The sequence below is a fragment of the Brevibacillus sp. HB1.3 genome (assembly GCF_013186635.1).
In the GTDB taxonomy this organism is placed as follows: domain Bacteria; phylum Bacillota; class Bacilli; order Brevibacillales; family Brevibacillaceae; genus Brevibacillus; species Brevibacillus brevis_D.
Window position 1 is genome coordinate 392,876 of record NZ_JABMIT010000001.1, and the last position, 26,060, is coordinate 418,935.

General features: G+C 47.3%; 28 protein-coding genes. 27 read left to right on the plus strand and 1 reads right to left on the minus strand.

Going from position 1 to position 26,060, the window contains the following annotated elements:
- The first annotated feature begins 68 nt into the window (after nt 1–68).
- The 12 genes from HPY31_RS02060 to HPY31_RS02115 all read left to right on the plus strand — a co-directional run bounded on the left by HPY31_RS02060 (nt 69) and on the right by HPY31_RS02115 (nt 9,414).
- The gene (locus HPY31_RS02060) at nt 69–1,190 is read left to right on the plus strand and encodes an amidohydrolase family protein (RefSeq protein WP_172137997.1); all 1,122 of its coding nucleotides are present in this window, start codon (nt 69–71) and stop codon (nt 1,188–1,190) included.
- Nucleotides 1,191–1,338: 148 nt separating this feature from the next.
- Nucleotides 1,339–1,929, plus strand: coding sequence for an RNA polymerase sigma factor (locus tag HPY31_RS02065; RefSeq protein WP_007716581.1), 591 nt, complete (start codon nt 1,339–1,341; stop codon nt 1,927–1,929).
- On the plus strand, nt 1,926–2,576 hold the full coding sequence (locus HPY31_RS02070) for a zf-HC2 domain-containing protein (protein ID WP_172137999.1): 651 nt from the start codon (nt 1,926–1,928) through the stop codon (nt 2,574–2,576). Before HPY31_RS02065 ends, HPY31_RS02070 begins: the two co-directional genes overlap by 4 nt.
- Nucleotides 2,577–2,704: 128 nt before the next feature.
- Complete coding sequence (locus HPY31_RS02075) at nt 2,705–3,652, plus strand: tetratricopeptide repeat protein (protein WP_172138001.1); 948 nt, start codon at nt 2,705–2,707, stop codon at nt 3,650–3,652.
- Between the two features lie 103 nt (nt 3,653–3,755).
- Nucleotides 3,756–4,874 (plus strand): hypothetical protein, encoded by a 1,119-nt coding sequence (locus tag HPY31_RS02080; protein ID WP_172138003.1) that lies wholly within the window; start codon nt 3,756–3,758, stop codon nt 4,872–4,874.
- A gap of 9 nt (nt 4,875–4,883) precedes the next feature.
- A complete protein-coding gene (locus HPY31_RS02085; protein WP_172138005.1) occupies nt 4,884–5,099 on the plus strand; it encodes an IDEAL domain-containing protein in 216 nt (71 codons plus the stop codon).
- Nucleotides 5,100–5,188: 89 nt separating this feature from the next.
- Nucleotides 5,189–5,611, plus strand: a complete 423-nt coding sequence (locus tag HPY31_RS02090) for a DUF2487 family protein (protein ID WP_172138007.1) — start codon at nt 5,189–5,191, stop codon at nt 5,609–5,611.
- Between the two features lie 251 nt (nt 5,612–5,862).
- Nucleotides 5,863–6,381 (plus strand): Rieske (2Fe-2S) protein, encoded by a 519-nt coding sequence (locus HPY31_RS02095; RefSeq protein WP_016740042.1) that lies wholly within the window; start codon nt 5,863–5,865, stop codon nt 6,379–6,381.
- Nucleotide 6,382: 1 nt separating this feature from the next.
- Nucleotides 6,383–7,054, plus strand: a complete 672-nt coding sequence (qcrB, locus tag HPY31_RS02100) for a menaquinol-cytochrome c reductase cytochrome b subunit (RefSeq protein ID WP_007716591.1) — start codon at nt 6,383–6,385, stop codon at nt 7,052–7,054.
- Nucleotides 7,055–7,082: 28 nt separating this feature from the next.
- A complete protein-coding gene (locus HPY31_RS02105) occupies nt 7,083–7,874 on the plus strand; it encodes a menaquinol-cytochrome c reductase cytochrome b/c subunit (RefSeq protein WP_016740043.1) in 792 nt (263 codons plus the stop codon).
- Between the two features lie 76 nt (nt 7,875–7,950).
- Nucleotides 7,951–8,550 (plus strand): DUF1405 domain-containing protein, encoded by a 600-nt coding sequence (locus tag HPY31_RS02110; protein WP_016740044.1) that lies wholly within the window; start codon nt 7,951–7,953, stop codon nt 8,548–8,550.
- Between the two features lie 48 nt (nt 8,551–8,598).
- Nucleotides 8,599–9,414 carry a sporulation protein YpjB gene (locus tag HPY31_RS02115; protein WP_172138009.1) on the plus strand — a complete coding sequence of 272 codons (816 nt, stop codon included), beginning with the start codon at nt 8,599–8,601 and terminating at the stop codon, nt 9,412–9,414.
- 59 nt (nt 9,415–9,473) lie between these two features.
- On the opposite strand, the gene HPY31_RS02120 is transcribed toward HPY31_RS02115, so the two are convergent.
- Nucleotides 9,474–10,331 carry a YitT family protein gene (locus tag HPY31_RS02120; protein ID WP_172138011.1) on the minus strand — a complete coding sequence of 286 codons (858 nt, stop codon included), beginning with the start codon at nt 10,329–10,331 and terminating at the stop codon, nt 9,474–9,476.
- A 216-nt stretch (nt 10,332–10,547) separates the two neighbouring features.
- Between HPY31_RS02120 and HPY31_RS02125 the strand changes: the two genes are divergently transcribed.
- From HPY31_RS02125 to HPY31_RS02195, 15 genes are all read left to right on the plus strand, one after another.
- Nucleotides 10,548–10,895: a nucleotide pyrophosphohydrolase gene (locus HPY31_RS02125; RefSeq protein ID WP_016740047.1), complete on the plus strand. Its 348-nt coding sequence runs from the start codon at nt 10,548–10,550 to the stop codon at nt 10,893–10,895.
- Nucleotides 10,888–11,640: a 4-hydroxy-tetrahydrodipicolinate reductase gene (dapB, locus tag HPY31_RS02130; RefSeq protein ID WP_172138013.1), complete on the plus strand. Its 753-nt coding sequence runs from the start codon at nt 10,888–10,890 to the stop codon at nt 11,638–11,640. The genes HPY31_RS02125 and dapB overlap by 8 nt, the downstream gene beginning before the upstream one ends.
- A gap of 48 nt (nt 11,641–11,688) precedes the next feature.
- Nucleotides 11,689–12,099, plus strand: coding sequence for a methylglyoxal synthase (locus HPY31_RS02135; RefSeq protein WP_106837498.1), 411 nt, complete (start codon nt 11,689–11,691; stop codon nt 12,097–12,099).
- Nucleotides 12,096–12,791, plus strand: coding sequence for a bacillithiol biosynthesis deacetylase BshB1 (gene bshB1 / locus HPY31_RS02140; RefSeq protein ID WP_172138015.1), 696 nt, complete (start codon nt 12,096–12,098; stop codon nt 12,789–12,791). The genes HPY31_RS02135 and bshB1 overlap by 4 nt, the downstream gene beginning before the upstream one ends.
- Nucleotides 12,792–12,807: 16 nt before the next feature.
- Nucleotides 12,808–13,950 (plus strand): N-acetyl-alpha-D-glucosaminyl L-malate synthase BshA, encoded by a 1,143-nt coding sequence (bshA, locus tag HPY31_RS02145; protein WP_172138017.1) that lies wholly within the window; start codon nt 12,808–12,810, stop codon nt 13,948–13,950.
- 127 nt (nt 13,951–14,077) lie between these two features.
- Nucleotides 14,078–15,301: a CCA tRNA nucleotidyltransferase gene (locus HPY31_RS02150; protein ID WP_172138019.1), complete on the plus strand. Its 1,224-nt coding sequence runs from the start codon at nt 14,078–14,080 to the stop codon at nt 15,299–15,301.
- Nucleotides 15,291–16,274, plus strand: coding sequence for a biotin--[acetyl-CoA-carboxylase] ligase (locus HPY31_RS02155; RefSeq protein WP_172138021.1), 984 nt, complete (start codon nt 15,291–15,293; stop codon nt 16,272–16,274). The genes HPY31_RS02150 and HPY31_RS02155 overlap by 11 nt, the downstream gene beginning before the upstream one ends.
- A 260-nt stretch (nt 16,275–16,534) precedes the next feature.
- A complete protein-coding gene (gene panB, locus HPY31_RS02160; protein WP_172138023.1) occupies nt 16,535–17,398 on the plus strand; it encodes a 3-methyl-2-oxobutanoate hydroxymethyltransferase in 864 nt (287 codons plus the stop codon).
- On the plus strand, nt 17,395–18,261 hold the full coding sequence (panC, locus tag HPY31_RS02165; RefSeq protein WP_216675403.1) for a pantoate--beta-alanine ligase: 867 nt from the start codon (nt 17,395–17,397) through the stop codon (nt 18,259–18,261). The genes panB and panC overlap by 4 nt, the downstream gene beginning before the upstream one ends.
- A 20-nt stretch (nt 18,262–18,281) precedes the next feature.
- Nucleotides 18,282–18,665 carry an aspartate 1-decarboxylase gene (gene panD / locus HPY31_RS02170; RefSeq protein ID WP_007723146.1) on the plus strand — a complete coding sequence of 128 codons (384 nt, stop codon included), beginning with the start codon at nt 18,282–18,284 and terminating at the stop codon, nt 18,663–18,665.
- 82 nt (nt 18,666–18,747) lie between these two features.
- A complete protein-coding gene (locus tag HPY31_RS02175; RefSeq protein ID WP_172138025.1) occupies nt 18,748–20,157 on the plus strand; it encodes a tetratricopeptide repeat protein in 1,410 nt (469 codons plus the stop codon).
- A 91-nt stretch (nt 20,158–20,248) separates the two neighbouring features.
- Nucleotides 20,249–23,152, plus strand: a complete 2,904-nt coding sequence (gene dinG, locus HPY31_RS02180; protein WP_172138027.1) for an ATP-dependent DNA helicase DinG — start codon at nt 20,249–20,251, stop codon at nt 23,150–23,152.
- A gap of 41 nt (nt 23,153–23,193) precedes the next feature.
- Nucleotides 23,194–24,099 (plus strand): ComEC/Rec2 family competence protein, encoded by a 906-nt coding sequence (locus tag HPY31_RS02185; RefSeq protein ID WP_172138029.1) that lies wholly within the window; start codon nt 23,194–23,196, stop codon nt 24,097–24,099.
- 15 nt (nt 24,100–24,114) lie between these two features.
- A complete protein-coding gene (locus HPY31_RS02190) occupies nt 24,115–24,738 on the plus strand; it encodes a redox-sensing transcriptional repressor Rex (RefSeq protein ID WP_012686190.1) in 624 nt (207 codons plus the stop codon).
- A 16-nt stretch (nt 24,739–24,754) separates the two neighbouring features.
- Nucleotides 24,755–26,059 carry an amidohydrolase gene (locus HPY31_RS02195; protein ID WP_172138031.1) on the plus strand — a complete coding sequence of 435 codons (1,305 nt, stop codon included), beginning with the start codon at nt 24,755–24,757 and terminating at the stop codon, nt 26,057–26,059.
- Nucleotide 26,060 lies beyond the last annotated feature (1 nt).

Sequence of the window (26,060 nt, forward strand, 5' to 3'; positions counted from 1 at the left end):
TTCCCCTTTTTTGTGCATATGCTCGTACAAGGGTAGTGTGTGCAAGATAGGTGGGAGGGGGACGGGCTATGCTGGAGCAAGGGATGGTCATACGCGGGGGAACGATTGTCACAGCACGAGGAATGAAAGAAGCAGATATTTGGATCCGTGATGGGAAAATTGTACGAATAGCTAAAGATACCTTGACGAAAAACCCCTTCAACGATTTATATGAAGAAATAGATGCTACTGGTATGTATCTTTTGCCCGGTTTTGTCGCACTCCTGACACATTCGTTGTATAAAATCAAAGATGTTGATGTCTATATAGAAGCCATGCGAAATCTCATCAGCATGGGATGTACAAGCCTGGTGGACGTCTTCCGGCCAGAGCGTTGGATGAGCAGATCGCAGATTCACTATCAACAAACCCAGCATTTCAACAGTTTGCTGGATTATGTTTGGCATGTGGAAATCGATGTCGCCGATCTTTACGGTGATCGCTTAGCCGAGTGGATGAACCACGGCTATTCTTCGTTTCATGTCACGATTCGAAATCCAGAAGAAATTTCCACAATAAAATGGGAAACGCTTTTGCAACTTCAAACGTCTAAACAAACGATCCTGCACATGCAGGTACAAAATGACCCGTTTCTAAAAAAAGAACAACGGGAACTTATTCGGCAGATTTGGATGGAGGCCACTCGTTATTGGCGGTTACGTACTGTCATGACAGATTCTCAAGCGGCCTTTCATTTTGAAGAAAATGACCCATACCTGCATATTTTTCGTTTGCCGGCTGAAGTGACAGATCAAGGTCTACGTCTCTTACATCGTCAATGGTTTGGGAGTTGCCAAGTAGCCTCTCCGATACACGATGTACGGATTGATACACGAAAGAGCTGGTGTACGTCAGAAGAATTGCTTTGCTTGCTAGTCAGGCTCGCTTCGACAAATGTTGCAAAAGCAATTGGACTGTATCCGCGAAAAGGAAGCTTGACAACTGGCGCAGACGCTGATATCGTTTTCCTGAAAAAGGAAAACTGGTTGACAAAGAATGATCTTTCCACTATTCTCAATTTTAGTGAAATGCATCTTCCAACATCTGTTATGTCGAACGGTAAATGGATGTATCGAAATATGCGATTTATCCCTTTGATTGGTATGGGTAAGTGCTTACTCGACACGAAGCCCTACTCTTATGTCATATAACCCCGGTTTGGGGGTTTTTTCGTGAATGGTTTTCAGTAGACAAACGTGAAAAAGAATCGTAAGGTCGCGCAACTTTTTACATCCCCAGCAGTCTAATTATGCAAAAGGCCGCTGAGGGATCGGAATCGCAAGGAGGTAATCTCTGATCATGACCGATTCCCAGCTTATCCGAGAGATTAAAGAAGGTAATCTGGAATGCTATGCTGAACTGATTCGTCGATATGAAAAAAAGATCCTCTCATTTGTTACTCATCTTTTGCGTCAGGCACATTTAGAGCATATAGCGGAGGATATATGTCAGGAGACGTTTTACAAGGCGTATAAGAGCATTCATTCTTTCCGAGATGTAGAAGCTACATTCTCCACCTGGCTCTATACGATTGCACGCAACTCCGTACTAAGTGAATTGCGCAAAAGCCGCAATTCTGACGTGTATCTGGATGATACGTTGCAAGTGCCTATGGCATCTCCCAAGACACTGCCTGAGCAAGTTTTGCTCCGGAATGAACGGGAGAGCATGGTAAGACTGGCGATCAACAGCTTGCCAGAGAAGCAGCGCTCAGCACTGATATTACGCGAGTACGAACAAATGGATTACACAGAAATCGCTACGATTCTGGATTTAACCGTGAGCTCTGTGAAGTCGCTACTGTTTCGAGCGCGGCAAAGTATTCGTGGACAGTTGGAAAACTACATCCTGGACCCTCATTTGGATGAAGCTGAAGGGATGAATCGATGATGAGATGTGAAGAAGTTCAGGAAATTCTGCCTGAATACGCCGAAAATCTGTTGCCTGAGGTGACCCAACGCCGGGTTGATCACCATATGGCGGCATGCTATGCCTGTCGTTCCGACTATGAGCTTTGGTCGGACAGTGGTGAGTGGATGGAAATGGATAAAGAAGAATACCATTCCGTAACTCCATCCCGTTCCATTGTAGACGCTGTGATGGCCCGTATTTTATCGGAAGAGCGATGGGCGATCCCGATTGGCAGAAAAATTTTCAGCGTGACAGCGAGAATGCGACGCATGGCTGCGAGTGTAGCTGTCTTGTTGCTGATGGTCTTTTCGTTCACTTTATATGTGAATTCAAGTACCACGGAGCAAGCGAATTCGCTCGTGATTAACGGAGAAGTTATGGAAATTAACACGCCAAAGGCTCAAGTCATTTCTTCTTCTATGCAAACAGATGACGGTACGTATGTGGTAGAAGCCCAGCCATATACAGCGCAAGGAGATACACTGGAACATGCTACTGCTTCGATCGTACCACTCGATGGGAAGCCGACTTCTACTGATCTAGCCAAACCGAATTACAGCATTGTACTTAGTATTTTTGGAATCCTTATTACTGTTCTTACAATGAGCTGGCTAACACGAGCATAATGGTATATGATCAAGAGTAAAAGAAAAGACCGTCTTCGGACGGTCTTTTGTGGCTATTTTATTAGAGTGGTTGTTCAGCAAGCGCGTAGAGCAACAAGGCCACGCAAAATACATATGAGGTGAAAGAAATGCCGAAAAAGTGGCTGTATGTCATAGACGAAGCGATCAAGCGGATCGAAAACGACGAAGTAGAGCTGGGCTTGACCGCTCTGCAAAAGGTTCAGGAGCATGGAAAAGATTTGCCGGATGTCATGATGTATTTGGCAAAGGTCTGGTATCGACTTGGTCATTTGGAAGAGGCGAGTCAATTGCTGACAGATGTCATGGCCAAAAATCCGCAAATGGATACCTCTTTGCGCAGAGAATGTCAGATGCTGCTAGCGGAGATTGCATTGGATTCCAGTGATTTTGAGACGGCGCAACATCTTCTTTATGAATGCAAAGAATCTGGGTTCGAAAGTATCCAGCTTGACTTGTTGTTAGCGGATCTGTACTCACTCCAAGACTTAGATGAAGTAGCGGTCAAGTACTTGGAGCAAGCGAGACTGAAGGAGCCAGACAACCAGGATATTATGGCAGCACTGGGTAACTTGTATTTCCGTATTGGAGAAGATGAGAAAGCAATGAAGCTCCTGGAACAAGCAGGGGATGAAAGTCTGTCTATGCTTTTGACGAAGGGGCGTTCGTACGCACAAAGCGGTCAATTCGAACAGGCTTACCAAGTATTCCGTCAGGCGCTGGTCATGGATCGTTCGCCAGAGGTACTCTACGGCTGTGCACTGATGGCGTTCCACGTAGGACGACTGGATGAAGCAGCAGAATTGGTCAATAGTTTGCAAGCCGTTGATGAGGAGTATGTGGCTGCATATCCATTAGCTGCAGACGTGAATCTTTCGATGGGGAAAACAGAAGCAGCGATTGAGGCGTTGAAGCAATATGTATCGTTGTCAGGTTTCGATCTGGACCAGATCCGCAGGCTAATTGCCCTTTTGAGTCAAGCCGGACGCTATGAGGAAGCGAAGGAATACCAACAACTTCACGACCTGTGGGACAATGAATCCGACGAGGAGCAATAAAAAATCGACAAACAGGAAGTCACTTCGGTGGCTTCCTGTTTATTTTTCCGCATTTTGGCAAGAATGAGAGACAAGTAAGCCATCGTAAAGAAGGGATGCACAGATGAACTTGGCTGAGATCTTGGTTTACACCGATATCCGGCAGCTCCATCAGATTGCCAACCATTACGGATGCGAATGCAACCCTCATTCCAAAAACGAATTGATTACGTCACTGTTGTCTAGCTTGAGGCACAGGCTGACAATCTCTCAAGAAGTTGAGCAGCTGAGCAGTGCAGAAACCCATTTTTTGCTCCAATTATTCCTGGACAAGCGTACGGTCCTGTCGCTTGAGGATTTGTTGGCGAAGGCTGGAGTGGCACTGGAGTGTGAAAAGGAAAAAAAGCAGGAGGAAGGACGAAAGTATGTCGCGGCTGCAATGAAGCGAGGATGGATTTTTCCGGCGAAAAGTAAGACGGTAGGGCAGTACCAAATTCCGCTGGATATCCGTGAGCCTTACTTGCAAGCTTGGCTGACAAAGTGGCGTGAGTCAAACGCACTGCTTCATCCGGGTCCACAAGCATACAGGGATGAAGGAACAGCACTATGCGATGATATCATGCAATTTTTACAATTTCTCCAGCAGGAGCCAGTACCGCTAACCTCAGAAGGTGGCATGTACAAGCGTCATCAGCAGCAGCTTTTTCAATTTTTGTACGTAAAAGAAGAGCCGCTATTGCCGCAAAAATGGCGTTTTGGGTACGGGCTGCATTTTGATTTATACCCTGACCGCTTTTCCTTGCTCTACGATTTCTGCTACTATCATCGTTGGATCGTTGAAGTGGACGGTAAGGTAGCAGTCACGGAAGCAGGGAGGGAGCGACTGGAGCAACCGTATAACGATCAATTGTATCATGATGTCATTCGCTTCTGGATGAGGCTTTACAAGCGGGCTGTCCCCAATTTGCCAATGCTGGTTCAGCTCATTCCGTTGATCGCGTCGGCAGGATGGGTAAGTCAGCAATCTCTGATGGACACGCTGCTCCATTGGTTGAAAGAGTTTTACTACGATTCACCTACAGACATCTTGGTGAATCGGGTATGCAAAATGATGGTGCATCTAGGATTGTTACGCGTCGGACAAGACGAACAGGAGCAGTGGTTATACACCGCAACGTATGCGAGCCAGACTTGGCTTCGAAAATACAATGGTTTTACCGAAACGACTATTTTATTGAAGTGAGGGATGGGTATGGAGTGGCCGAATTTCTATTCCAACGCGTACGGAACGAACAATCAAATGGTTTCCGGTTTGCTATCTGAAATGGTGATCGACGAGCAGATGCGCCAATATCGTAAGCGCACGCTAGTCCAGGAGATTGATGAGGCGCTTGCATCGAAAAACAAAGAGCTGTTTTTGCGCTTAACAGGCGAATTGAAAGAAATCATGGCTTACGAGCAAGCCTAAATACATAATCGTATGCGTTATTGCTAGTCTCCAACCATTCATGGTACGCTTGTTTCCAGAAATGAACAAGGAAATGAGGAGACGGCTCTATGCAGTGGAACTTGAACGACTTTCAAAACTGGGAGGAGTTGCGATCCTTTGTGGATACCGCGCTGCTCCCTCTTTATTTGTACAGTTCGGACAGAAAAGTAGAAGAGCATGTTGTACGCATGAACTACTTATTAAATGTAGCTGCCGGGATTGAGCAACGGCTGAAGGGACGTGTGCTACTATTTCCGTTAAGTTATCACATAGGAGAAGAACAGCTGGAACAACGAACACCGGCGGAATTTCCTTATAAAGTACTGCTTTATTTCCGCGGAGAAAAGATTCAAGTAAAGGAGAGGGCAGAAGAGGGCGTGTTGACGTTATTAGTAGGAGATGAAGACTTGGAATCTTCTTTGCGCTTTGAAGTGACCGTGGATGTGCTGTATAAAGAGGTCATTAAGTTGTGGCAAACAGAACAGAGATAATCGATTTGACTAAAAAAAGAGAAGCGATAGAGAAAGCGTTTTCCGGCAATACTACAGAAAAATGGGTGGGGCAAGGTCTTAAATTTGACAATCTGGCAACAATATCCTGTCACACATCGTTTGGGCAAAGACATGTCCACTGGACATTCTTGACATCTTTATAGGCGTTAGCTATGATTGGGATTGACCTAGTGTATATGTATAAAAATGCCATCGTAGCGCTATTTTACAGGATAAGGAGGGAAAAAGATATGGGAGACAAACGCGAAATTTCCAGGCGTACATTTTTGAACTACGCCCTGATGGGAACTGGCGGATTCCTTGCTGCGGGAATGATCACCCCAATGATTCGTTTTGCGGTAGACCCCCTTCTGCAAGGACATGCAGGTGGAGATAAAGTAGCTGTCGGCAGTCCGGATGAGTTTAGTGCCGTGCCAAAACGCGTTGAATTCAAGGTCCATACCAAGGACGGTTGGTATGAATCAGAATCAACACTTACTGCATGGGTTACCAAGAACGAAAAGGGTGAGATTCTTGCTCTGTCCCCGATCTGTAAGCACTTAGGGTGTACGGTTAGCTGGGGAACTGGCGCAGGACAACCGAATGAGTACTTCTGTCCTTGCCACATGGGTCGTTATACGATCAATGGCGAGCACATTTTGGGAACGCCACCTACGGCCTCTCTTGATGAGTATGAGACAGAAGTCAAAGATGGGAAATTGTATTTAGGTAAAGTAAAAGCAAATCCTCGTCCGGGGGTGAACGGCTAAAATGATGCAAAAAATGTATGATTGGGTCGACGAGCGCTTAAACATCACTCCGATGTGGCGTGACCTGGCTGACCACGAAGTACCTGAGCACGTGAACCCGGCACATCATTTTTCAGCTTTTGTTTACTGCTTTGGTGGACTTACGTTCTTTATTACCGTTATTCAAATCTTGTCTGGTATGTTCTTGACGATGTACTATGTACCAGACGTTATCAATGCTTACGAATCTGTTAAGTACCTCCAGAACGAAGTAGCGTTCGGGGTAATCGTACGCGGTATGCATCACTGGGGTGCCAGTTTGGTAATCGTGATGATGTTCCTACATACTCTGCGTGTATTCTTTACAGGTGCATACAAAAAGCCTCGTGAATTGAACTGGGTAGTCGGTGTACTGATTTTCTTCGTTATGCTGGGTCTCGGTTTCACAGGTTACCTCTTGCCTTGGGATAACACTGCATACTTTGCGACCAAAGTAGGTGTGCAGATCGCTGACTCTGTACCTTTAATTGGTCCATATGTGAAAACATTGCTCACAGGCGGAGACATTTTAGGGGCGCAAACCCTTACCCGTTTCTTCGCGATTCACGTGTTCTTCCTCCCAGGCGCACTGCTTGGTCTGTTGGGAGCTCACTTTGTTATGATCCGTTCGCAAGGTATCTCGGGTCCACTATAATCGGTCTTCGAAAAAAGGAGGAAATAGCATGGCAAAACAAGATAAAGATGCTACCTTCGTCGGAGATTCCCGAGTATCGGCGAAGCGTATTCCAAACATTTCTCCAGCCTACTCCGACTTTCCAGGTAAAAATGAGCCGTTCTGGCCAAACTTCCTGTTGAAAGAGTGGATGGTGGCAGCTGTTTGCTTGGTTGGTTTCCTTGTGTTAACGGTTTCACATCCGTCACCGTTAACTGACAAAGCAAACCCGAATGATACTTCTTTCATTCCGTTGCCAGACTGGTACTTCTTGTTCCTGTATCAAATGCTGAAATATCCTTGGGCTGCTGGGGACTGGGTCGTACTCGGTATCGTTGTCATTCCAGGTATCGCATTTGGTGCACTGATGTTGGCGCCTTGGCTGGATACCAGCAAAGAGCGTCGTCCTAGCAAGCGTCCAGTTGCTACAGGCTTGATGCTGACTGCACTCGTTGGTGTTTTCTACCTGACTTGGGCGGCAAACCATGAATATCATCTGGCTCACCCAGATAAAGGTAAAGGAACTGGTGGCAAAGAGGGGTCGAGTGCAACAGCACCTGCACCAGCTGACACCAGCTTTAAAGCAGATGCGCTTTGGAAAGCGCAAACAAGCTGTATGGGGTGCCACGGTAAAAACATGGAGGGTGGCATGGGTCCAAACCTCCAAAAAATCGGCGCAACTTTGGATGCAGCCAAGATTACTGATATCATCAAGAATGGTAGAGGCGCAATGCCAGGCGGTATGATCAAAGATGATGCAGAAATCGCAAAGCTAGCTGATTACTTGGCTGGCTTGAAATAAGCTAATAGGGGAAAAGCTGGCTGGTAATGCGGTCAGCTTTTTCGTTAGCGGCGTACACAGCGGGAGACGATTATAGATGATCTGGATATGGGAGTGGTTTCGGCAATCTTTGGGCAAAAGGTGGTTTCTTTGGACGCTGTTCGTCGTCAACTTTTTAGGAACCATATATGGATTTATCTGGTATGGTAACCAATTGGCTGTGACACCAGCATATTTAATTCCTTTTGTCCCGGACAGCCCGACAGGTAGCGGACTTTTTTCGCTTGTACTCCTTACCTATTTGTTGGGTCGCCACATTCCTGTACTGGAAGCTTTGGCTGGCATCACCAATTTTAAGTATGGTGTCTGGGCCGTCTGCATTATCGTGGCTGGATGGCTGATGGGCAATGAAGTGCGCGTGACAGACTTGATGCTGATTGTTTCCCACACCGGCATGGCTGTGGAATCTGTATTGTATGCGCGTTTTTACAAGCTAAGTCTTCTGCCGGTAGGAATCGCTGCGCTGTGGACACTGAATAATGATTTTCTCGATTACGTCATGGACATCCATCCGTGGCTGCCGAGTGTGCTGGATCCGTATGAGGGCTTCGTTGGTTTGTTTACGGTTCTTCTCAGTCTGATCTCGATCTCGGTGATCTGGTGGGTAAATATGAAGTATACGACAAATAAGGTCTAATCTTGTCCTCCTTTCCATAGGCTGTACTAGGGAAGGAGGTTATTTGCGTTGAAGAAAAACATCCGGTTTTTATTATTCTTTCTCATGATCGGGTTGTTCTTGTCGTGGCCCATTCATAATTTGTACTCGCAGCTGAATCAGCCGATAGAAGAAAAGCAGTTAGCAGCCTTGGATCAAATTGCGCATGAGTTACTGACGTATGCAAAAAAGGGAGATCTTGAAGGGGCAGAGCAGCGCATCGTCCAGCTAGCAGACCGATTCCCGAACCAGCATTTACCCAATCCAATACGAATTGAGAGTCTGAATGCAGTGACCCAGTCCATACTGGCAGCCAAGCAAAGCTTTGCTTCTGCAAATGCAAGTGAACAACAATTGCTGTGGCATGCCACACGGGTCCGTATCGCCATAGACGCACTTACCCATGATCACCAGCCGATGTGGCGTAGCTACTATCCTTCTCTTGTCACACAGGTCCAAAACCTGCAGCTATCGGCTGTTGAGCGGAATTTCGGTCAGTTTCGCGAACAGTTTGATGAGAACTATCGACTATTTTTGGCCATTAAGCCGGGGATGAGTATTCAGCTTCCAGAGGGGCAAATGTCCTCGATTACGGTTGCGTACGATATCATATCCAAAGAGATGCGAAACAGCCAAGTAGATTGGCAGCTGGTTCGAGAGGCGTTGCGAGAATTGAACAGTTCCTTTCAAGTGGCGTTTGTGGGAGAAGAGAAGAGTACGTTTGCTCGTTTAATGATGCGGCCAGATTCCCCCATACTTATTCTCGCTTCTATCTCGATAGCTTTGATCATGGCCTTGTCTTACGTGGCATGGAAGAAATATGACGGAGAAATCCGTTCGATCTAAAAGGTGAAAAAACCCTTGCCTGTACGAAAAGGCAAGGGTTTTTTCTGTGCTGCTTCATGCTAATCGTGAAGCGGTTTCTTGTTTTCATCAAGGGTGAAGCCTTCTCCGAGAACTTCATGCACGTCGTTTACGATGACAAAAGCATGCGGATCAATTTCTTGCACAATGGTTTTAAAACGCATGACTTCGTTTCGGCTGACAACGACATAGATGACTTTCTTTTCTTCGCCAGAGTAGGCGCCTTTACCGGCTAAAAGTGTTACACCACGACCTACATCGAGAATGTGCTTGGAGATGCTATCTGCTTCGTTGGAGATGATCGTCAATGCTTTTCCTGCATAAGCGCCATCTTGGAAAAAGTCGATGACACGTGCTGCGATAAAGACGACGACAAGGGTATACATGGCACTTTCTAGATTCAAATAGACGAGGGACGCCCCAATGACCAAAATGTCTCCGAAAAACAACGTTCTTCCCATACTGATACCCATGTATTTCTGAAGCAGTCTGGCAATGATGTCCACACCGCCGGTCGTTCCTCCGTAACGGAAAATAATCCCTAACCCGACACCAACAGCTACCCCGGCATACAGGGAGGCAAGCAGGCGATCTTTCATCGGCAATGGAAGCACTCCATCAAATAAGGATAAAAAGACGGAAAGAGAAACCGTTCCCAAAATCGTGTAGAAAAACGAAGTTCGTCCAAGAATTTTCCAGCCCAAGAAAAATAACGGTACGTTCAGGACAAAGAAGACGATTCCCTGATCTACAACCGGAACTAGCAGCTTGATCAAAATACTGATACCAGTGATACCGCCCTCAGCTAGATGATTGGGAATGTTGAACGCGTTAATACCAAATCCCATAATGGCAGAACCGATGATAATGGCAATGATACTGTCAAGACGAATTTTCATATATCCTCCTGTTCGCCGGATCAGGAAACAGGCTTCCCCCCGGACTTGATGTGCAGGTAATACTTGTGTTACCTGAGGGCTATCCGAAAGCCATTATAAATGAACGCTCGTTTGATTGTCCATATGCTGGAAAGACGAAGTATTGTGATTTGGCAAACGAAGCCTTTTTTAGTACGATAGGTGAAAGAGAGAAGAATGTGAAAAAGGAGTGGGCGGATGGAACGGCAAAAGACAATGCAAGAGATGCAGCAAGAAGTTGATCAATACATATCGCAATTTAAAGAAGGATATTTTTCTCCGCTTTCGATGCTGGCTAGAATGACCGAAGAAGTAGGTGAATTAGCCAGAGAAATCAACCACTTTTATGGAGAAAAACCAAAGAAAAAGGACGAAGGCGAAAAAACAGTAGAAGAAGAGCTGGGTGACGTACTCTTCATCGTGATTTGTTTCGCAAACTCACTCGGAATTGATTTGCAGGAAGCATTTGATCGTATTATGCACAAGTTTAATACCCGCGATAAAGATCGCTGGACAAGAATAGAGGAGAACGAGCAGCATGACTAAACAAATTCGTGTAGCAGTTGCTGGCGCAAATGGTCGAATGGGGCAAGAAGTAGTGAAAATGCTCGCGCAGGATACGGCGCTCGTTTTTACAGGCAATCTGGATACGCGTGTGGGCGAAGAAGAAATTAATCAACAATTGGACGAAATGAAGCCGGATGTTTTGGTAGACTTTACGACACCGCATACGGTGTATCGTCATATGGAGCTCTGTCTGGCTCGTGGTGTGCGACCGGTTGTTGGAACAACGGGGCTGACAACAGAGCAGCTGCAAGAGATGACGGAGCGCTATAAAGAAGCAGGACTGGGTGCCATCATTGCTCCGAATTTTGCAATCGGGGCGATTCTATGTATGAAGTTTTCCGCAATGGCAGCAAAATATATGCCACATGTGGAAATTATCGAACTGCATCATGACCGAAAGCTGGATGCACCAAGCGGAACTGCTTTAAAGACCGCGGAGATGATTGCAGCTGTTCGGGAAGAGCTCAAGCAAGGGCATCCGGAAGAGGTAGAAACAATTCCAGGGGCACGTGGAGCAGATTACGAAGGCTTCCGAATTCATAGTGTCCGCCTGCCAGGCATGGTCGCCCATCAAGAGGTTTTGTTTGGGGCAACAGGCCAAACGCTGTCCATTCGCCATGATTCGATTAACCGGGAATCTTTCATGCCTGGCGTGAATATGGCCATTAAAGCTGTAATGAATATGAACGGATTGATTTACGGATTGGAACATCTGATTGATTAAACGTTTGTTTAACATACACACTTACCCAGCCATAAGGGAGAGGTTTTCTTGAAAATTGCATTGATTGCCCATGATCGAATGAAAGAACAGATTGTGCAACTAGCGATGGCCTATGAATCCATTTTGGCAAAACATGAACTGTATGCCACAGGAACAACTGGGTCCCGAATCATGGAAGCTACGTCGCTTTCCCTAACCCGATTTCTGTCAGGGCCATTAGGGGGCGATCAACAAATCGGTGCGATGATCGCCCGCAATGAGATGGATTTGATTATCTTTTTGCGTGATCCGCTTACCTCTCAACCACATGAACCTGATATTATCGCACTGCTTCGACTGTGTGATGTGCACAAGATACCGTTTGCCACCAATCTAGGTTCGGCAGAAATTATGCTGAAGGCCTTGGAGCTGGGACAACTGGACTGGCGCGAAGTGGTGCATGAGGAGAATGAAGCATGAGTTCACTCGATATTTTGGCAATCGGCGCTCATCCTGACGATGTCGAGATCGGCGCGGCAGGCAGTCTGATTTTGGCAGCGAAAGAGGGAAAGCGAGTGGGGATTCTCGACTTGACCTACGCGGAACTGTCTTCGAATGGAACGGTGGAGAGAAGGCAACAGGAAGCGGCTGCCGCTGACCAAGTGATGGGAGTGGCTGCCCGCTATAATTTTGGACTGCCTGATCGTGGCCTGGAAGCAGTCAGAGAAAGTGCGATTGAACGCGTCGTTAAGCTGATTCGTGAAACACGCCCAGCCATTGTGCTTGCGCCTTATTACGCGGATCGTCATCCAGATCACGAAAGTGTAAGTCGTATCGTTCGCGAGGCGGTGTTTAATGCAGGCATCCGCAAGTATTTGCCGGAGCCTTCTTTGCCTGCCTATCGACCATCGCAATTCCTTTACTATTTTATAAATTCCACTGTCACACCGCAGGTTGTCGTGGATATCACTGGCGTTTATTCACAAAAAATGGAGGCGCTGCGTTGCTACCGCAGTCAGTTTGAGCTAGAAGAAGGCAGTGTTCAAACACCTCTTACCAATGGTTATCTGGAGTCTGTCGAGTATCGAGAACGACTATTTGGTCAGCAGGCTGGTGTAGCCTACGCAGAAGGATTTGTCAGTGCAGCTCCGTATGTATTAAAGAGCTTGTGAGAAGGAGTGACACTGTATGAAGATCGGGATTACATGCTATCCGTCATTGGGCGGATCGGGCGTAGTAGCTACGGAGCTTGGCAAGCTATTGGCTGAGCGAGGACATCAAGTCCATTTCATTACTGGTGGAATGCCATTTCGCTTAGGTGCTTTTCACCCGAACATTTTCTATCATGAAGTAGAAGTGAACAATTATGATGTTTTTAAATACCCACCCTATGATTTGACCTTGGCGAACCGAATGGCGCAAGTGGCGAAAAATGAAAGTCTGGACTTATTACATGTGCATTATGCTGTGCCACATGCGCTGTGTGCGTTCCTTGCCAAGCAAATGGTAGGGGATCATTTGAAAATTGTGACGACCCTGCACGGGACGGATATTACTGTGCTGGGGTATGACTCGAATCTGAGTGATATGATCCGCTTTGGTATTGAGCGAAGCGATTTGGTAACAGCGGTGTCCAATGATTTGATCAGACAGACGAAAGAACTGCTGCATACGGAAAAAGAAATTGTCCCAGTCTACAACTTCGTAGACAAGCGACGTTACTACCCGAAAGAGGTTGCGAAGCTGAAAAAGGTATTTGCGCCGAATGGTGAAAAAATCCTTATGCACATTTCGAATTTCCGTCCGGTTAAACGAGTGCCGGATGTGATTGAAATATTTTCGCGCGTACGTGAAGAAGTGCCTTCTAGACTGATCCTTATTGGTGAAGGTCCCGAAATGGGCCTGGTCCGCAAGATGATCGCTGAGCTCGGTCTGAACGACGATGTATGCTTCCTCGGCAAGCAGGAAGACGTTGCCGAGGTATTGTCGATGGCAGACATCATGCTGCTTCCTTCAGAAAAGGAAAGCTTCGGTCTCGTTGCACTAGAAGCAATGGCTTGCGGTGTGCCTGTCGTTGCAACAGTGGCAGGAGGTTTGCCTGAAGTCGTGCTGGATGGTGTGAACGGCTTCTTGCGTCCAATTGGCGACGTGGAAGGTATGGCGAAAGAAACGATACGTCTCTTGCAAAATGAAGAGCTATACCGCGAATTTTCCGCGAATAGTATTGAGCGATCCTGCAAAACGTTTTGTCATGAAACGATTGCCTCGCAGTATGAGGCACTTTACGCTAACTTGCTGGAAAGCAAATCCGAAGAAAACCTAAGCTTTTGAACGTAAGATGGTGCTTTTGGCTAGCTGATGCACTTTGGATATTAAAATGAACAATCCATACAGAACTCTCATGAAAAACGCCTCCTTGTGTAGATCAGGCGGAGCAAACCAGAAAGGGGGGATTGGATTGGCGATAGAATTGGCAAAGCGTGTTCTCGACAGATTGGAGGAACACGGCTTTGAAGCTTACTACGTGGGTGGTTGCGTCCGCGATTGGCTTTTACAACGACCTGTTCATGATATAGATATATGTACGAATGCCCATCCCGGCGACGTCATCCGATTGTTTCCCGATCATGTCCCGACTGGTCTGAAACACGGTACTGTATCTGTAAAAGTCGAGGGGCAGTTATTTGAAGTAACCACGTTTCGGACGGAAGGAAAATATGAAGATTACCGTCGACCTGCTGAGGTTCAGTTCGTTTCAGAACTTCGGCTCGATCTGGAGCGACGTGATTTTACGATGAACGCAATGGCGATGGATCGTCATCAAGTATTACACGACCCGTTCGGTGGACAAGAGGACATGGAGCATCGACTGGTTCGGGCTGTAGGCATTCCACTAGAGAGATTTCAGGAGGATGCCCTTCGACTTTTACGAGGTGTGCGATTTGCTTCCCAGCTAGGTTTTACTATAGAAGACCAAACCATGCTTGCAATGAAACAGACGGCACCTTTGTTAGCGCATATTGCGGTGGAGCGCATCAGGGAAGAGCTGAATAAAACGCTCGACAGTAAAGCTCCAGAGGTTGGTTGTCAGTTGTTGAATGAAACGAGGCTCATGGCGTATGCCCCGGAGGTAGAAAAACTGTTCATCCTCTCAAGTGAGCATGCTTGGCGGCTCCGTCATCTGCAAACCGTGACGCAAAAATGGTCGTTGCTCCTGTTTGCTGCGAATTATTCACCTGTGCAAGCGCGTGAAGTATGCCGATTCCTCAAAATGTCCAAACGCGAAACAGAAGCAATTTGTTGCTTGGTTGAACTTCTTGCGCGATTGCAGCCGAAATGGGATGTCCCTCAAGCGATCGAGTGGGGACCATTGCTGCTTGAAGTCGGGTGGGACACGTGCAACGAGTTCTACCTTTTATTGCAAGCGTGTTGGTGGGAGGAGAGGCAATCGTTTTCGATGCAGGCACTCCTCGATCAATACGAAAACATGCCTGTCAAAACCATCAAGGATTTGGCAATCACGGGGCTTGACCTGCAAGTAGCCGTTCAGAAAAAGCCAGGCGAGTGGATTGTCCGCGTCTTGGAATCGTTGCTTAGACAAACGGCTTTGCACGGTTTACCAAATACACCAGAAGCACTTGTCGAAGTTGCAAAGAAAGAGGTTGCACAAGATGAACATTAAGCAAGTCATCCTTCAAGCATTCCGTGATCAGCCAGGCAGTTTCATCTCTGGTGAAGAATTAAGTCAAACATGCGGCTGCTCTAGGACGGCCGTTTGGAAACATATCGAAGAGCTCCGCCGGGATGGTTACGAGGTAGAGGCGGTTCGCAAATCGGGGTATCGCCTGCTGGTTGCCCCTGATCGCTTGTCCGCAGCAGAAATTATGGCTGGACTGGAAACGAATCGGATCGGTCAAAATGTCATCGCTTACGATGAAGTGGTATCTACACAGCCGCTCGCACACGAGGCTGCTGCAAAAGGGGCAGTAGAAGGTACGATTGTGCTCGCCGAGCGGCAAACAGGTGGGAAAGGCAGACTCGGTCGCCCATGGCATTCTCCGAAAGGAACGGGGATCTGGATGAGCTTGATCATCCGACCTTCGATTCCGTTACCGAAAACACCTCAAATGACGTTGCTAACGGCGGTTGCTGTAGCGAAAACAATCCGGGAAGAGACTGGGTTGCCTGTCAAAATCAAATGGCCGAACGATATTTTTATCGGTGACAAAAAAGTATGCGGGATTTTGACAGAGCTCAATGCTGAATCTGATCGGGTCAATTATTTAGTAATCGGAATAGGGCTCAATGCCAACAGCGTCGAGTCTGATTTTCCATCTGAACTGGCACAGATTGTGACTTCGCTTCGAATTGAATCTGGTGAGCCACTCAAGCGTGTTACGTTTATCCAGCGGCTCTGCCGAATTTTTGAAGAAGAGTACGACCACTATTTGCAAGTTGGCTTTGAGCGTGTCAAACAAGAGTGGGAGAACCATTCATACACCATTGGCAGATGGGTGACCCTCCAAACGATTTCACAACAGCTGGAAGGTCGTGCCGTTGGTTTGGATGAAGAAGGCGTACTCATGGTCGAGGATCAGGCTGGACAGATTCACAAAGTTTATTCGGCTGATGTCAATTATCGTGCAAATGATTGAAGCATTTGTTATACTCCAATTTGGAGGCTGTATCACTTCGTGAACGGTACTCCCGGAGTATTTTTGTATCTATCGTGTAATCTTAAATCAATACGTGCAAGGACAAAAATCTGCTCAGAGCCTGTGTGGACCGAGACAGAAGGAATCCGCTAACGCAAAATGTCTTTTTGACATGGACAACCTTCTCCCGATTGACGCGAGAAGGTTTTTTTATTCCTCACACGATCCACGGGCTTGATGCGAAAGAGGAGCAATGAAAAATGGCACAAAACGACAAACCGATCACGACTTCGAGTATCCGCAAGAAAAAAGAAACGCGAACCCCGATTACCATGGTGACCGCCTATGATTATCCGTCAGCCAAATTAGTGGATGAAGCTGGCGCTGATATGATTTTGGTCGGTGATTCATTGGGAATGGTCGTACTCGGTTATGACTCCACGATCCCTGTTACGATGGAGGACATGCTACACCATACGAAAGCAGTAACGAGAGGGGCCAAGCGTGCATTTGTCGTGACAGATCTGCCTTTCCTCAGCTATCACGGAACAGTTGAGGAAGCGGTGAAAAACGCGGGCAGACTAATGCAAGAAGGGCTGGCCAAGGCAGTCAAAATGGAAGGGGGCCGTGAACTCGCCCCAATCATTACACGCTGTGTACAAGCAGGCATCCCTGTCGTTGGACATATTGGGCTTACTCCGCAATCTGTACATCAATTAGGCGGTTACAAAGTACAAGGAAGAGATCTGGAGGCAGCCAAAAAATTGTTGGACGAAGCCCTTGCGATTCAAGAAGCGGGTGCATTCGCTATTGTTCTGGAATGTGTTCCGGAAGAGGTCGCAGGCATGATTGCAGATAAGCTAGACATCCCTGTGATCGGAATTGGAGCGGGTGCAACTTGTGATGGGCAAGTGCTGGTGTTCCATGATATGGTCGGCTATGCATCGGATATCACACCAAAATTCGTGAAGCGCTACGCAAACATTGGGGAAACAATCCGTGAAGCAGTGGAGACTTATAACAAAGAAGTGGAAGCAAGAAGCTTCCCAGGACAAGAGCATGTCTTCCATGCCTCTGAAGAAACCATCAAGGAATTGTACGGGGAAGGAGTAAAACAGTCATGATGCAAACAATGATGCAGCAAGTCTCCACCATTGCAGAGATGCGTGTTCATTTAAAAGAAGCTCGTCGGCAAGGCAAAACGATCGGAATGGTACCAACTATGGGCTTTCTGCATGAAGGACATCTCAGCTTGGTGAAAGCTGCCCGTGAAGTATGCGATTTGGTTGTGATGAGCATTTTCGTAAACCCGCTGCAATTCGGACCGAATGAAGACTTTGATCGTTATCCGCGTGATATCGAACGAGATAGCAAAATGGCGGAAGAAGCAGGAGTGGACTTCCTGTTTACCCCGGAAGTGAGCGAGATGTATCCGACGCCGATGCTGACCAATATTTCAGTGGCAAACGTGACGACTCCATTGTGTGGAGCTTCTCGTCCGGGTCATTTTGATGGCGTATCGACCGTCGTCAATAAATTGTTTCAAATTGTCCAGCCCGATTACGCCTTTTTTGGACAAAAGGATGCCCAGCAGGTAGCTGTTGTGACGCAAATGGTTCACGACTTGTCGATGCCAGTGCAAATCGTTCCATGCCCGATTGTACGTGAAGCGGATGGGCTTGCCCTGAGCTCTCGGAATGTCTACTTGTCAGCGGATGAGCGAGCACAAGCACTCGTGCTATCACAGAGCCTGAGGCAAGCAGAGGAATGGCTGAGCGAGGGCGTTGCTCTTTCTACAATCAAGGATCGTATTACGCAAATGATTTCCGAAAAGCCGTTGGCTGACATTGATTATGTGGAAATTTTGAGCTATCCAGCGCTTACACCAATGGAACAGGAAACGGCAGGTCAGACGATCATCATCGCGCTCGCTGTTCGTTTTGGCAAAACACGTCTGATCGACAATACGATTACATCAATCAAGTAGTAATGAGGGAGGAATTGGTAGTGTTTCGCACCATGATGAAAGCAAAAATCCATCGCGCAACGGTAACTGAGGCAAACTTGAACTATGTAGGAAGTATTACCATCGACAAAAATTTGTTGGATGCACTGGATATTTTGCCAAATGAAAAAGTACAAATCGTCAATAACAACAACGGAGCGCGTCTGGAAACCTACGTCATCGAAGGTGCTCCAGGCAGTGGCGTCATTTGCTTGAACGGAGCAGCTGCACGTCTCGTACAAGAGGGCGATATCGTGATTATTATTGCCTATGCGATGATGACGGATGAAGAGGCAAGAACCTACAAGCCACGTGTCGCCATCATGGATGAAAAAAATCAGATCAAAGAATTGATTGCGGAAGAAGTACACGCGACGATTCTGTAAGCGATCTGTCGACTCCTGCATAGAGCCACCTGCCTTGTGAGACAATGAAAGTACTCATGCCTCATAGGGGGTGGCTTTTCTTGTGAAAATCGAGGACTGGTTTCATACGCTTCGGAACAAAGCGCAGACGATTGAAGAGAAATGGCAGGGGGCTTCTGAACAAGAACGTCTTCAGCTCGCGGAACAATTGTTTCAATTGCGCCAAGTAAGTGATACAGTCGTAGACCTGTGGCTACAATTCGAAGAAAAATTATCGAATGCGATTCGCAACATCAAGGAAATGGAAGATCAGCTTCCGGCAGAAGAGAAAAAGGCGCATCAGCCGAAGGTGAAAACAGAATCACCAAAGGCCATTGAAACAAACACATACGAGCCGATTTTTCGTCGTGGGGAAGGCTTTTATCATTTGCGTATGTTCCACGACGCGAAAAAGTGTTTTGCAGAATTGGTTCAAAAATCGCCAGACTGGGAAAGTGGGCGCCTATATTATGCCTACAGTCTCCTTTTGTGTGAGGAGAAGGAGTTAGCTTTTCGGGAATTCCGTCTTCTCGGCAGGACAGCAGGCTCCCCTACCATTGTGGCCATCAGTTTTAATGCCATCGGGTGTATACTTGCGGAAGAGGAGCAATGGCTAGAGGCAGCACAAGCTTTTAAAACGTCTCTCGAGATCAAGCCAGAACAGGAAGAAGCCAAATACAACCTCGCGCTATGCTATTTAAGAGATGGCGATGCACAGGAAGCTTTGGACGAATTGGAACCGTATCTAGAAAAAAACGAGCACGATTGGGAAGCGCAGATGCTATGGCTACGTGCTGCCAAATTACTGCATATGATGGACCAGACGGTGGAATGGAGCCCGCCGAAAGGCTTGCAACTGCCGACACGCGATTTGGACAGCGATACTCTTCAGGAAATGGCCTCTTTATACGAAACAGTGGGCAATTACCATCGGGCACAGATTTGCTATCACTTTTTGACGGAGCGTTCCCCAAAAGATGGGTGGACGTGGCATGGCTTGGCCTGGAATACTTGGCTGATTGCCGGTACGAAGCGCGCATTGACGCTCGTCAAAAAAGCGATCAGTCTTGCACCCGAAAATGACGACTTTCTTTTTAGTTATGGCTGGATGCTGTTGTTTGACGGAAGGGTAGACGAAGCGATCAAAGCGTTTCGGATCATGCTGGAGAAAAACCGAGACAATCGCCTCGGACAATCCGGGATGATTTCCGCATACGAAAAGCTGGGGGATACACAAGAAGCAAAAAGGATGGCAAAGTATTTCCTGGAAGACGCTGAGCCATATGTACGTTCGTTAGGGTATTTTCATCTGGGAAGAATCGCGGTTGTGGAAGAAAATTGGCGCCTGGCTGAACAATATTTTCAACGGGCATTGCCATTCGCAGAACAGTTATGGGAAATCCCCATCTATCTGCAATTGTGTGCAAGCAAGCTCGGTCAATTAGAAATGCAGACTGAGCTGGTACAGCCGTAAATGTACAGGAGAGCAGGAATATTTCCCATCGTTGCCGAATGTGAATGAGTGCGGATTGAATGTTTCCGCCCAGGTTACGAGGTGACAACGTTTGAATCGATTACTAGTTGTAGATTTTGAGACGACGGGAAGCCATCCACGCCAAGGGGACAGCATCATTCAGATTGGTGCCGTCGCAATCGATGACGGGCAGATTACCGAGAGTTTTTCCACCCTGATTCATCCGGGCCAGGATATTCCCCCTTTTATTACCCAATTAACAGGGATTACCAATGAAATGGTTGCAGATGCTCCTTCCTTGGAAGAAGTGTTTCCAGATTTCTTGCGTTTATTGGACGGGCGAGCTTTTGTTGCACATAATGCAAGCTTTGATCTCCAATTTTTACAAGAAGCCCTGTTGAGCCAGGGCTATTATGCGTTTGACGGTTATGTGCTTGATACGGTGGAGCTATCCCGCGTTCTTTTGCCGATGCAAAATAGCTACAGACTCGGAGAACTGGCGTCTGAGCTGGAAATTGAGCACGATAATCCTCATCAAGCAGATAGTGATGCACTTGCCACGGCTCAGCTGTTTCTCCACTTGCTGGATATTTTAAAGAAATTGCCACTTGTAACAATCCAGCGGCTGCAGATGCTCGTCTCTTCGTTTCGCTCAGATATCGAGGTTCTTTTGCGGCAGATTGAGATGGAGAAGCTCATAGAGCTGCCAGAGCTGGATGGAACACCAACCGAAGCGGAATCCTCCGATATGTGGGATATTTATCGCCAATTGGCCTTACGGAAACGCGAAGAAAAATTAACAGCGTCCCTGAAGCATCCTCCTATCGATGTGACAGTGACCAAAGCGTTTGCCGAGCAGCTCGAGGATGTTTTGGGCGAAAACGGGCACATGCAGGCGAAAATGTCGGGGTATCAACGTAGGGATGCTCAGGAAGCGATGATGCATGCCGTCTATGAGGCAATGGAGGATGGCGCCCATTTATTGGTTGAGGCGGGCACAGGTACGGGAAAATCATTAGCCTATCTCTTGCCGGGGATCATTTGGGCCCATCACAATCAGCAGCAGCTGGTGGTTAGTACCAATACCATTCAATTGCAGGAACAGCTATTTCATAAGGAAATCGCTACCTTGCAGGAGTCGTTGCCGTTTTCGTTTACTGCTTCGACGCTAAAAGGCAGAGGAAACTACTTATGCTTGCGTAAATTTGAACAAGCTGTGGACGAGCCTGTAGAAGGAAGCAGCCAAGAAATGCGCTTGGTAAAAGGACAGATGCTGACGTGGCTCACGCAAACCGTTACTGGTGACGTGGAAGAGCTGAGCATGCCTCCAAGTGGCCAACTGCTGTGGCAACAGGTAAAAAGTGATACGGGCTCTTGCCTGAATCGCGCTTGTCCATGGTTTAGTCGTTGCTATTATTTTCAGGCGAAGGAACGGGCTCGCGATGTCGATGTCCTCATCGTTAATCACGCCCTTTTCATCAGCGATCTGCAAGCGGAAAACAGGATCCTACCTGCGTATGAAGTTGCCATCGTAGATGAGGCCCATCATTTGGAGGATGCTGCGACACAGCATTTAGGTAAGCAGTTTTCAACCACGCAGCTTCTTTTCTTGCTAGATCGTGCATCGGTTGAAGAAAGTGGGTCAATTGCACGCTTTGCAGAAGAGCTGCAAAGCTGGATGCCTGCTGTACAAGAAGAGGTAGCGGCAAAACTTTTGGAGCTGAGAAAGCAGTCCGCGACCTTGCGAGAGAAAGCGCAACAATGGACACAGCTCTTGTATGCATGGGCATCAGATCGTGCGGAGGAGACGACGGACGCTGGTCGTGAGACGGTACGTTATCGGATCGAATCGTTTGTAGGCAAACACGAGAAGATACGCAAAGTAACCAAAAAGCTGATTGAAGGGATGACTGCATATGCAGCGGGCATCGAGCAGCTTTTGCGAACGACTCCGCAAGAGGAAAAACCACCTTTTGCTGTACGTAGTCTACTGACTGATTTATTTGGTCTCATCAAAGACTGGCAGAATACGGTGGAGCTGCTTCACTTCTTTTTACTTGAGCAGGATGCCGAGTATGTGTATTGGATGGAGGTAGAGTCCCGTACAGCTCGCAAGCAGGTGCATTTGTCCGCAGCACTCTTGAAGGTTGCCGACTCACTGGCAGAACCACTGTTCGCGCAAAAGCGGAGTCTGATTTTGACATCAGCCACTCTGACGGTAAAAAACAGCTTTTCCTACATCAAAAGCCAGTTTGGTCTCGACCAACTGCCCGAGGAACGGGTGCGCACCTTGTCATTGCCATCGCCGTTTCATTATGAAGAGCAGGGACTGCTGTTGATCCCATCTGATTTCCCCGCACCAGGTAAAGAGAGTGACCACACGTATTTGGAGGCGGTCATACAAGGGTGCGTGGATGTCGTACTGGCTTCGAAAGGAAGGACGCTGATCCTGTTTACCTCCCATTCGATGCTTCGCCTTGTTTATCAAGCGATGAAGGAACGACTAGCGGAGGCTCCAGAACCGTATACGTTATTCGGTCACGGGATTGATAGCAACAACCGGAGCAAGCTGGTGCGACTGTTCCGAAGCATGGAGAGAAGTGTTCTGCTTGGGACGAGCAGCTTCTGGGAAGGTGTCGATATCCAGGGGGAATGGCTGAGCAGTTTGGTCATTGTTCGACTTCCGTTTGCTCCGCCGAATCACCCTGTCTATCAAGGAAGGGCAGAGCTTTTGAAGGCAGAAGGAAAAAATGCCTTTATGTCGTTGTCTCTTCCACAAGCTGTTCTGCAATTTAAGCAAGGGGTGGGGCGATTAATTCGCCATCACTTGGATCGAGGGGTCGTGATCGTTCTCGACACGCGTGTGGTTGAGGCGAGATATGGACGCTCATTCCTTCAATCTTTGCCGCCATTTCAAATCGAAAGCGGTCCATGGCCAACACTGCGAGAGCGCATAGAGCCATTCCTTAGTATGCAATCCCTGTCAGATTCATAAAATGAAGCAATAGTCTCATAGGGATTTAGGTGATAAAATAAATGTTATGGAAAATACCGTGGCGTTGGTGGATGGTAGTTCTTAGTGCGATTTTCCTTTGCGCATGCTCGATTGATAGCCATTTGTATTTGCGAGAAGCAGCAGTGAAGATAGATGACCCGTTTGAAACGGAGACAGAACAGGAATTTTCGGGTCTCATTGTCACCTACTTGGCACTTCCACATGGTGAGAGTACGCTTTTGAGAATGCCAGGCGGCAAAACGATGCTGATCGATACGGGTACGGCAGAAGATTGGCCCGTTCTTTCGGCGCGCTTGGCAGAGCTCAAGATCACACGGCTCGACTATGTAGTGTTGACGAACGACCAGCCTGAGCATATGGGAGGCTACGCTTCATTGAGCCAACAACTGCTTGTAGATGCCGTCATTTTGCCCAAGCTGATCGCTCCATCCATTCGCCATGTCGTGCTGCTTTGCTCCAACCAAAAGCAGATGGAAGCAGAGCAAGGACAAGTACTCACTCTTGACCAAGAAATCTCCATGGAAGTGTTGCTCCCGGATGAACCGTTATTTTTATCGCCCCAGAATAATTCTCTCGTATTTCGATTGACGCATGGCCAACTGCGATTTTTATTTATGAGTGCCGTGAATGAAAAAGCAGAAGAGCGACTGTTGGAACGGCAAAATGACAGATTGAAGGCGGAAGTGCTAAAGGTAGCTGGTCAGGGGAGCAATCAAGGTTCTTCGCAACCGTTTCTGACGCAGGTCGATCCTCAGGTCGCCATTATTCAGACAGGCCGATCGCGGGATCAAATGAAAGACGGTCAAACGGAAGTCATGGAGCGCCTGGGTGAGTCATGGGCGGAGACATACGTTACCAGCCACGACGGTTCCATTACCATTTTATCGAATGGAAAAGAATATCGGATTTTGAAGCAAAAGAATTAGGGGGGAAGACCGAACGTGGCAAAACACGAAAAGATTTCGGAAGCGGTCGTCCGTCGTTTGCCGATTTATCTGCGTTACCTCAGTTATTTGCAGCAGGTTGAGGTGACCACCGTTTCCTCCCAACAGATGGGTAAGAATCTCGATGTGAATCCTGCCCAAATCAGAAAAGATCTTGCAGCTTTTGGTGATTTTGGAAAAAAGGGAATCGGCTATGATGTCGATTATCTGGTGGAAAAAATACGTGAAATTCTAAAGCTAACAGATGAAATCCGTGTCGCTTTGGTCGGAGCTGGGCATTTAGGCCATGCCATTAGTAACTACAACGCTTATTTGAAAGATAACATGCGGATTGCGGCCATCTTTGACAATAATCCAGAGAAGCAGGGGAAAAAAGTCGCAGGTATACCGATTCAGCCTTTATCAGAGCTGGAAGAGACAATCGTAAACAAGCAAATCAAGCTGGCGATTATTACGGTACCGGCACCTGCAGCGCAATCCGTATGTGATCAGTTGACTCAAGCGGGTATCAAGGGGATCTTGAATTTTGCCCCTACGACGATTCGCGCAGGAAAAGATGTTCGCATTCACTATGCGGACGTGACGTCCAACCTGCAAAGCCTGGCCTACTACTTGACATAAGAATGGAGTGTATACTATGAAAAAGACGATCCTCATTCACGCAACAGTCATTACCGTTAACGATACGAATGAAGTCATTCACGATGGTGCCGTAGCATTCGAAGGTAACAAGATTACGTATGTGGGCCCAACTCCTGAGGACCTATCAGAAGCAGGATACGATGAGGTTATCGATCAAAAAGGAGACTACATACTGCCTGGTTTAATCAACACGCATGGACATGCTGGTATGTCCCTCCTACGCGGTTATGCAGATGATTTGCCGCTGCAACAATGGCTGGAAGACAAAATGTGGCCATTGGAGGCGCAATTCACGGGAGATACAGTAAAATGGGGTACTCAGCTGTCGCTTATTGAAATGATTCGTACGGGAACCACTACATTTGTGGATATGTATGATCATATGGATGTTGTGGCAAAGGAAGTCGATGCAGCTGGAATGCGTGCCCGCCTTTGCCGAGGGATGATCGGTCTGTGCTCCGAAGAAGAGCGTCAAACAAAGCTGAAAGACGCGACTCTTTTTGCAAAAGAATGGCATAATCAGGCAGACGGACGTATTACCGTCATGATGGCACCGCATGCGCCGTACACCTGCTCGCCAGAATTTATTACCCAAATTATCGAAAAAGCCGATGAGTTGTCCTTGCCGCTTCATATCCATATGTCTGAAACCGCTTGGGAAGTCGGTCAAAACGAGAAGGACTACGGACTGCGTCCAGTCGCTCATTTGGAAAAGCTGGGCATGTTCAATCGCCCAACACTCGTCGCGCACGCTGTTCACCTAACGGATGAAGAAATCGACATTTTGGCAAAATACAACGTGAGAGTTTCTCATAATGTAGTGAGCAACCTGAAGCTGGCAAGCGGTGTTGCGCCTGTTCCAAAAATGTTGGCAAAAGGCGTAAGCGTATCACTGGGTACTGACAGCTCCGCAAGCAACAACAATTTGAATTTGTTTGAGGAATTGAAGCTCGCTGCGATCCTACACAAAGGTGTAAATAACGATCCGGTAGCGGTTCCAGCAGAGGAAGCACTTCGCATGGCTACTCGTTATGGCGCAGAAGGGGTGTTCCAAGAAGAAACACTCGGAAGCATTGAAGTAGGCAAGCAAGCTGACTTGATCGTGATGGATAGCCATCAAGCCCATTTCCACCCAGCACACCAACCGATTTCACATGTGGTGTACGCGGCAAATGGACGAGATGTGAAAGATACGATTGTAGCGGGTAAATTCTTAATGCGTAATCATAAGTTGTTGACCATCGATGAGGAGCGCGCAATTTACGAAGCGAACCGCGTATTCCAAACGTTAAAACGGTAAA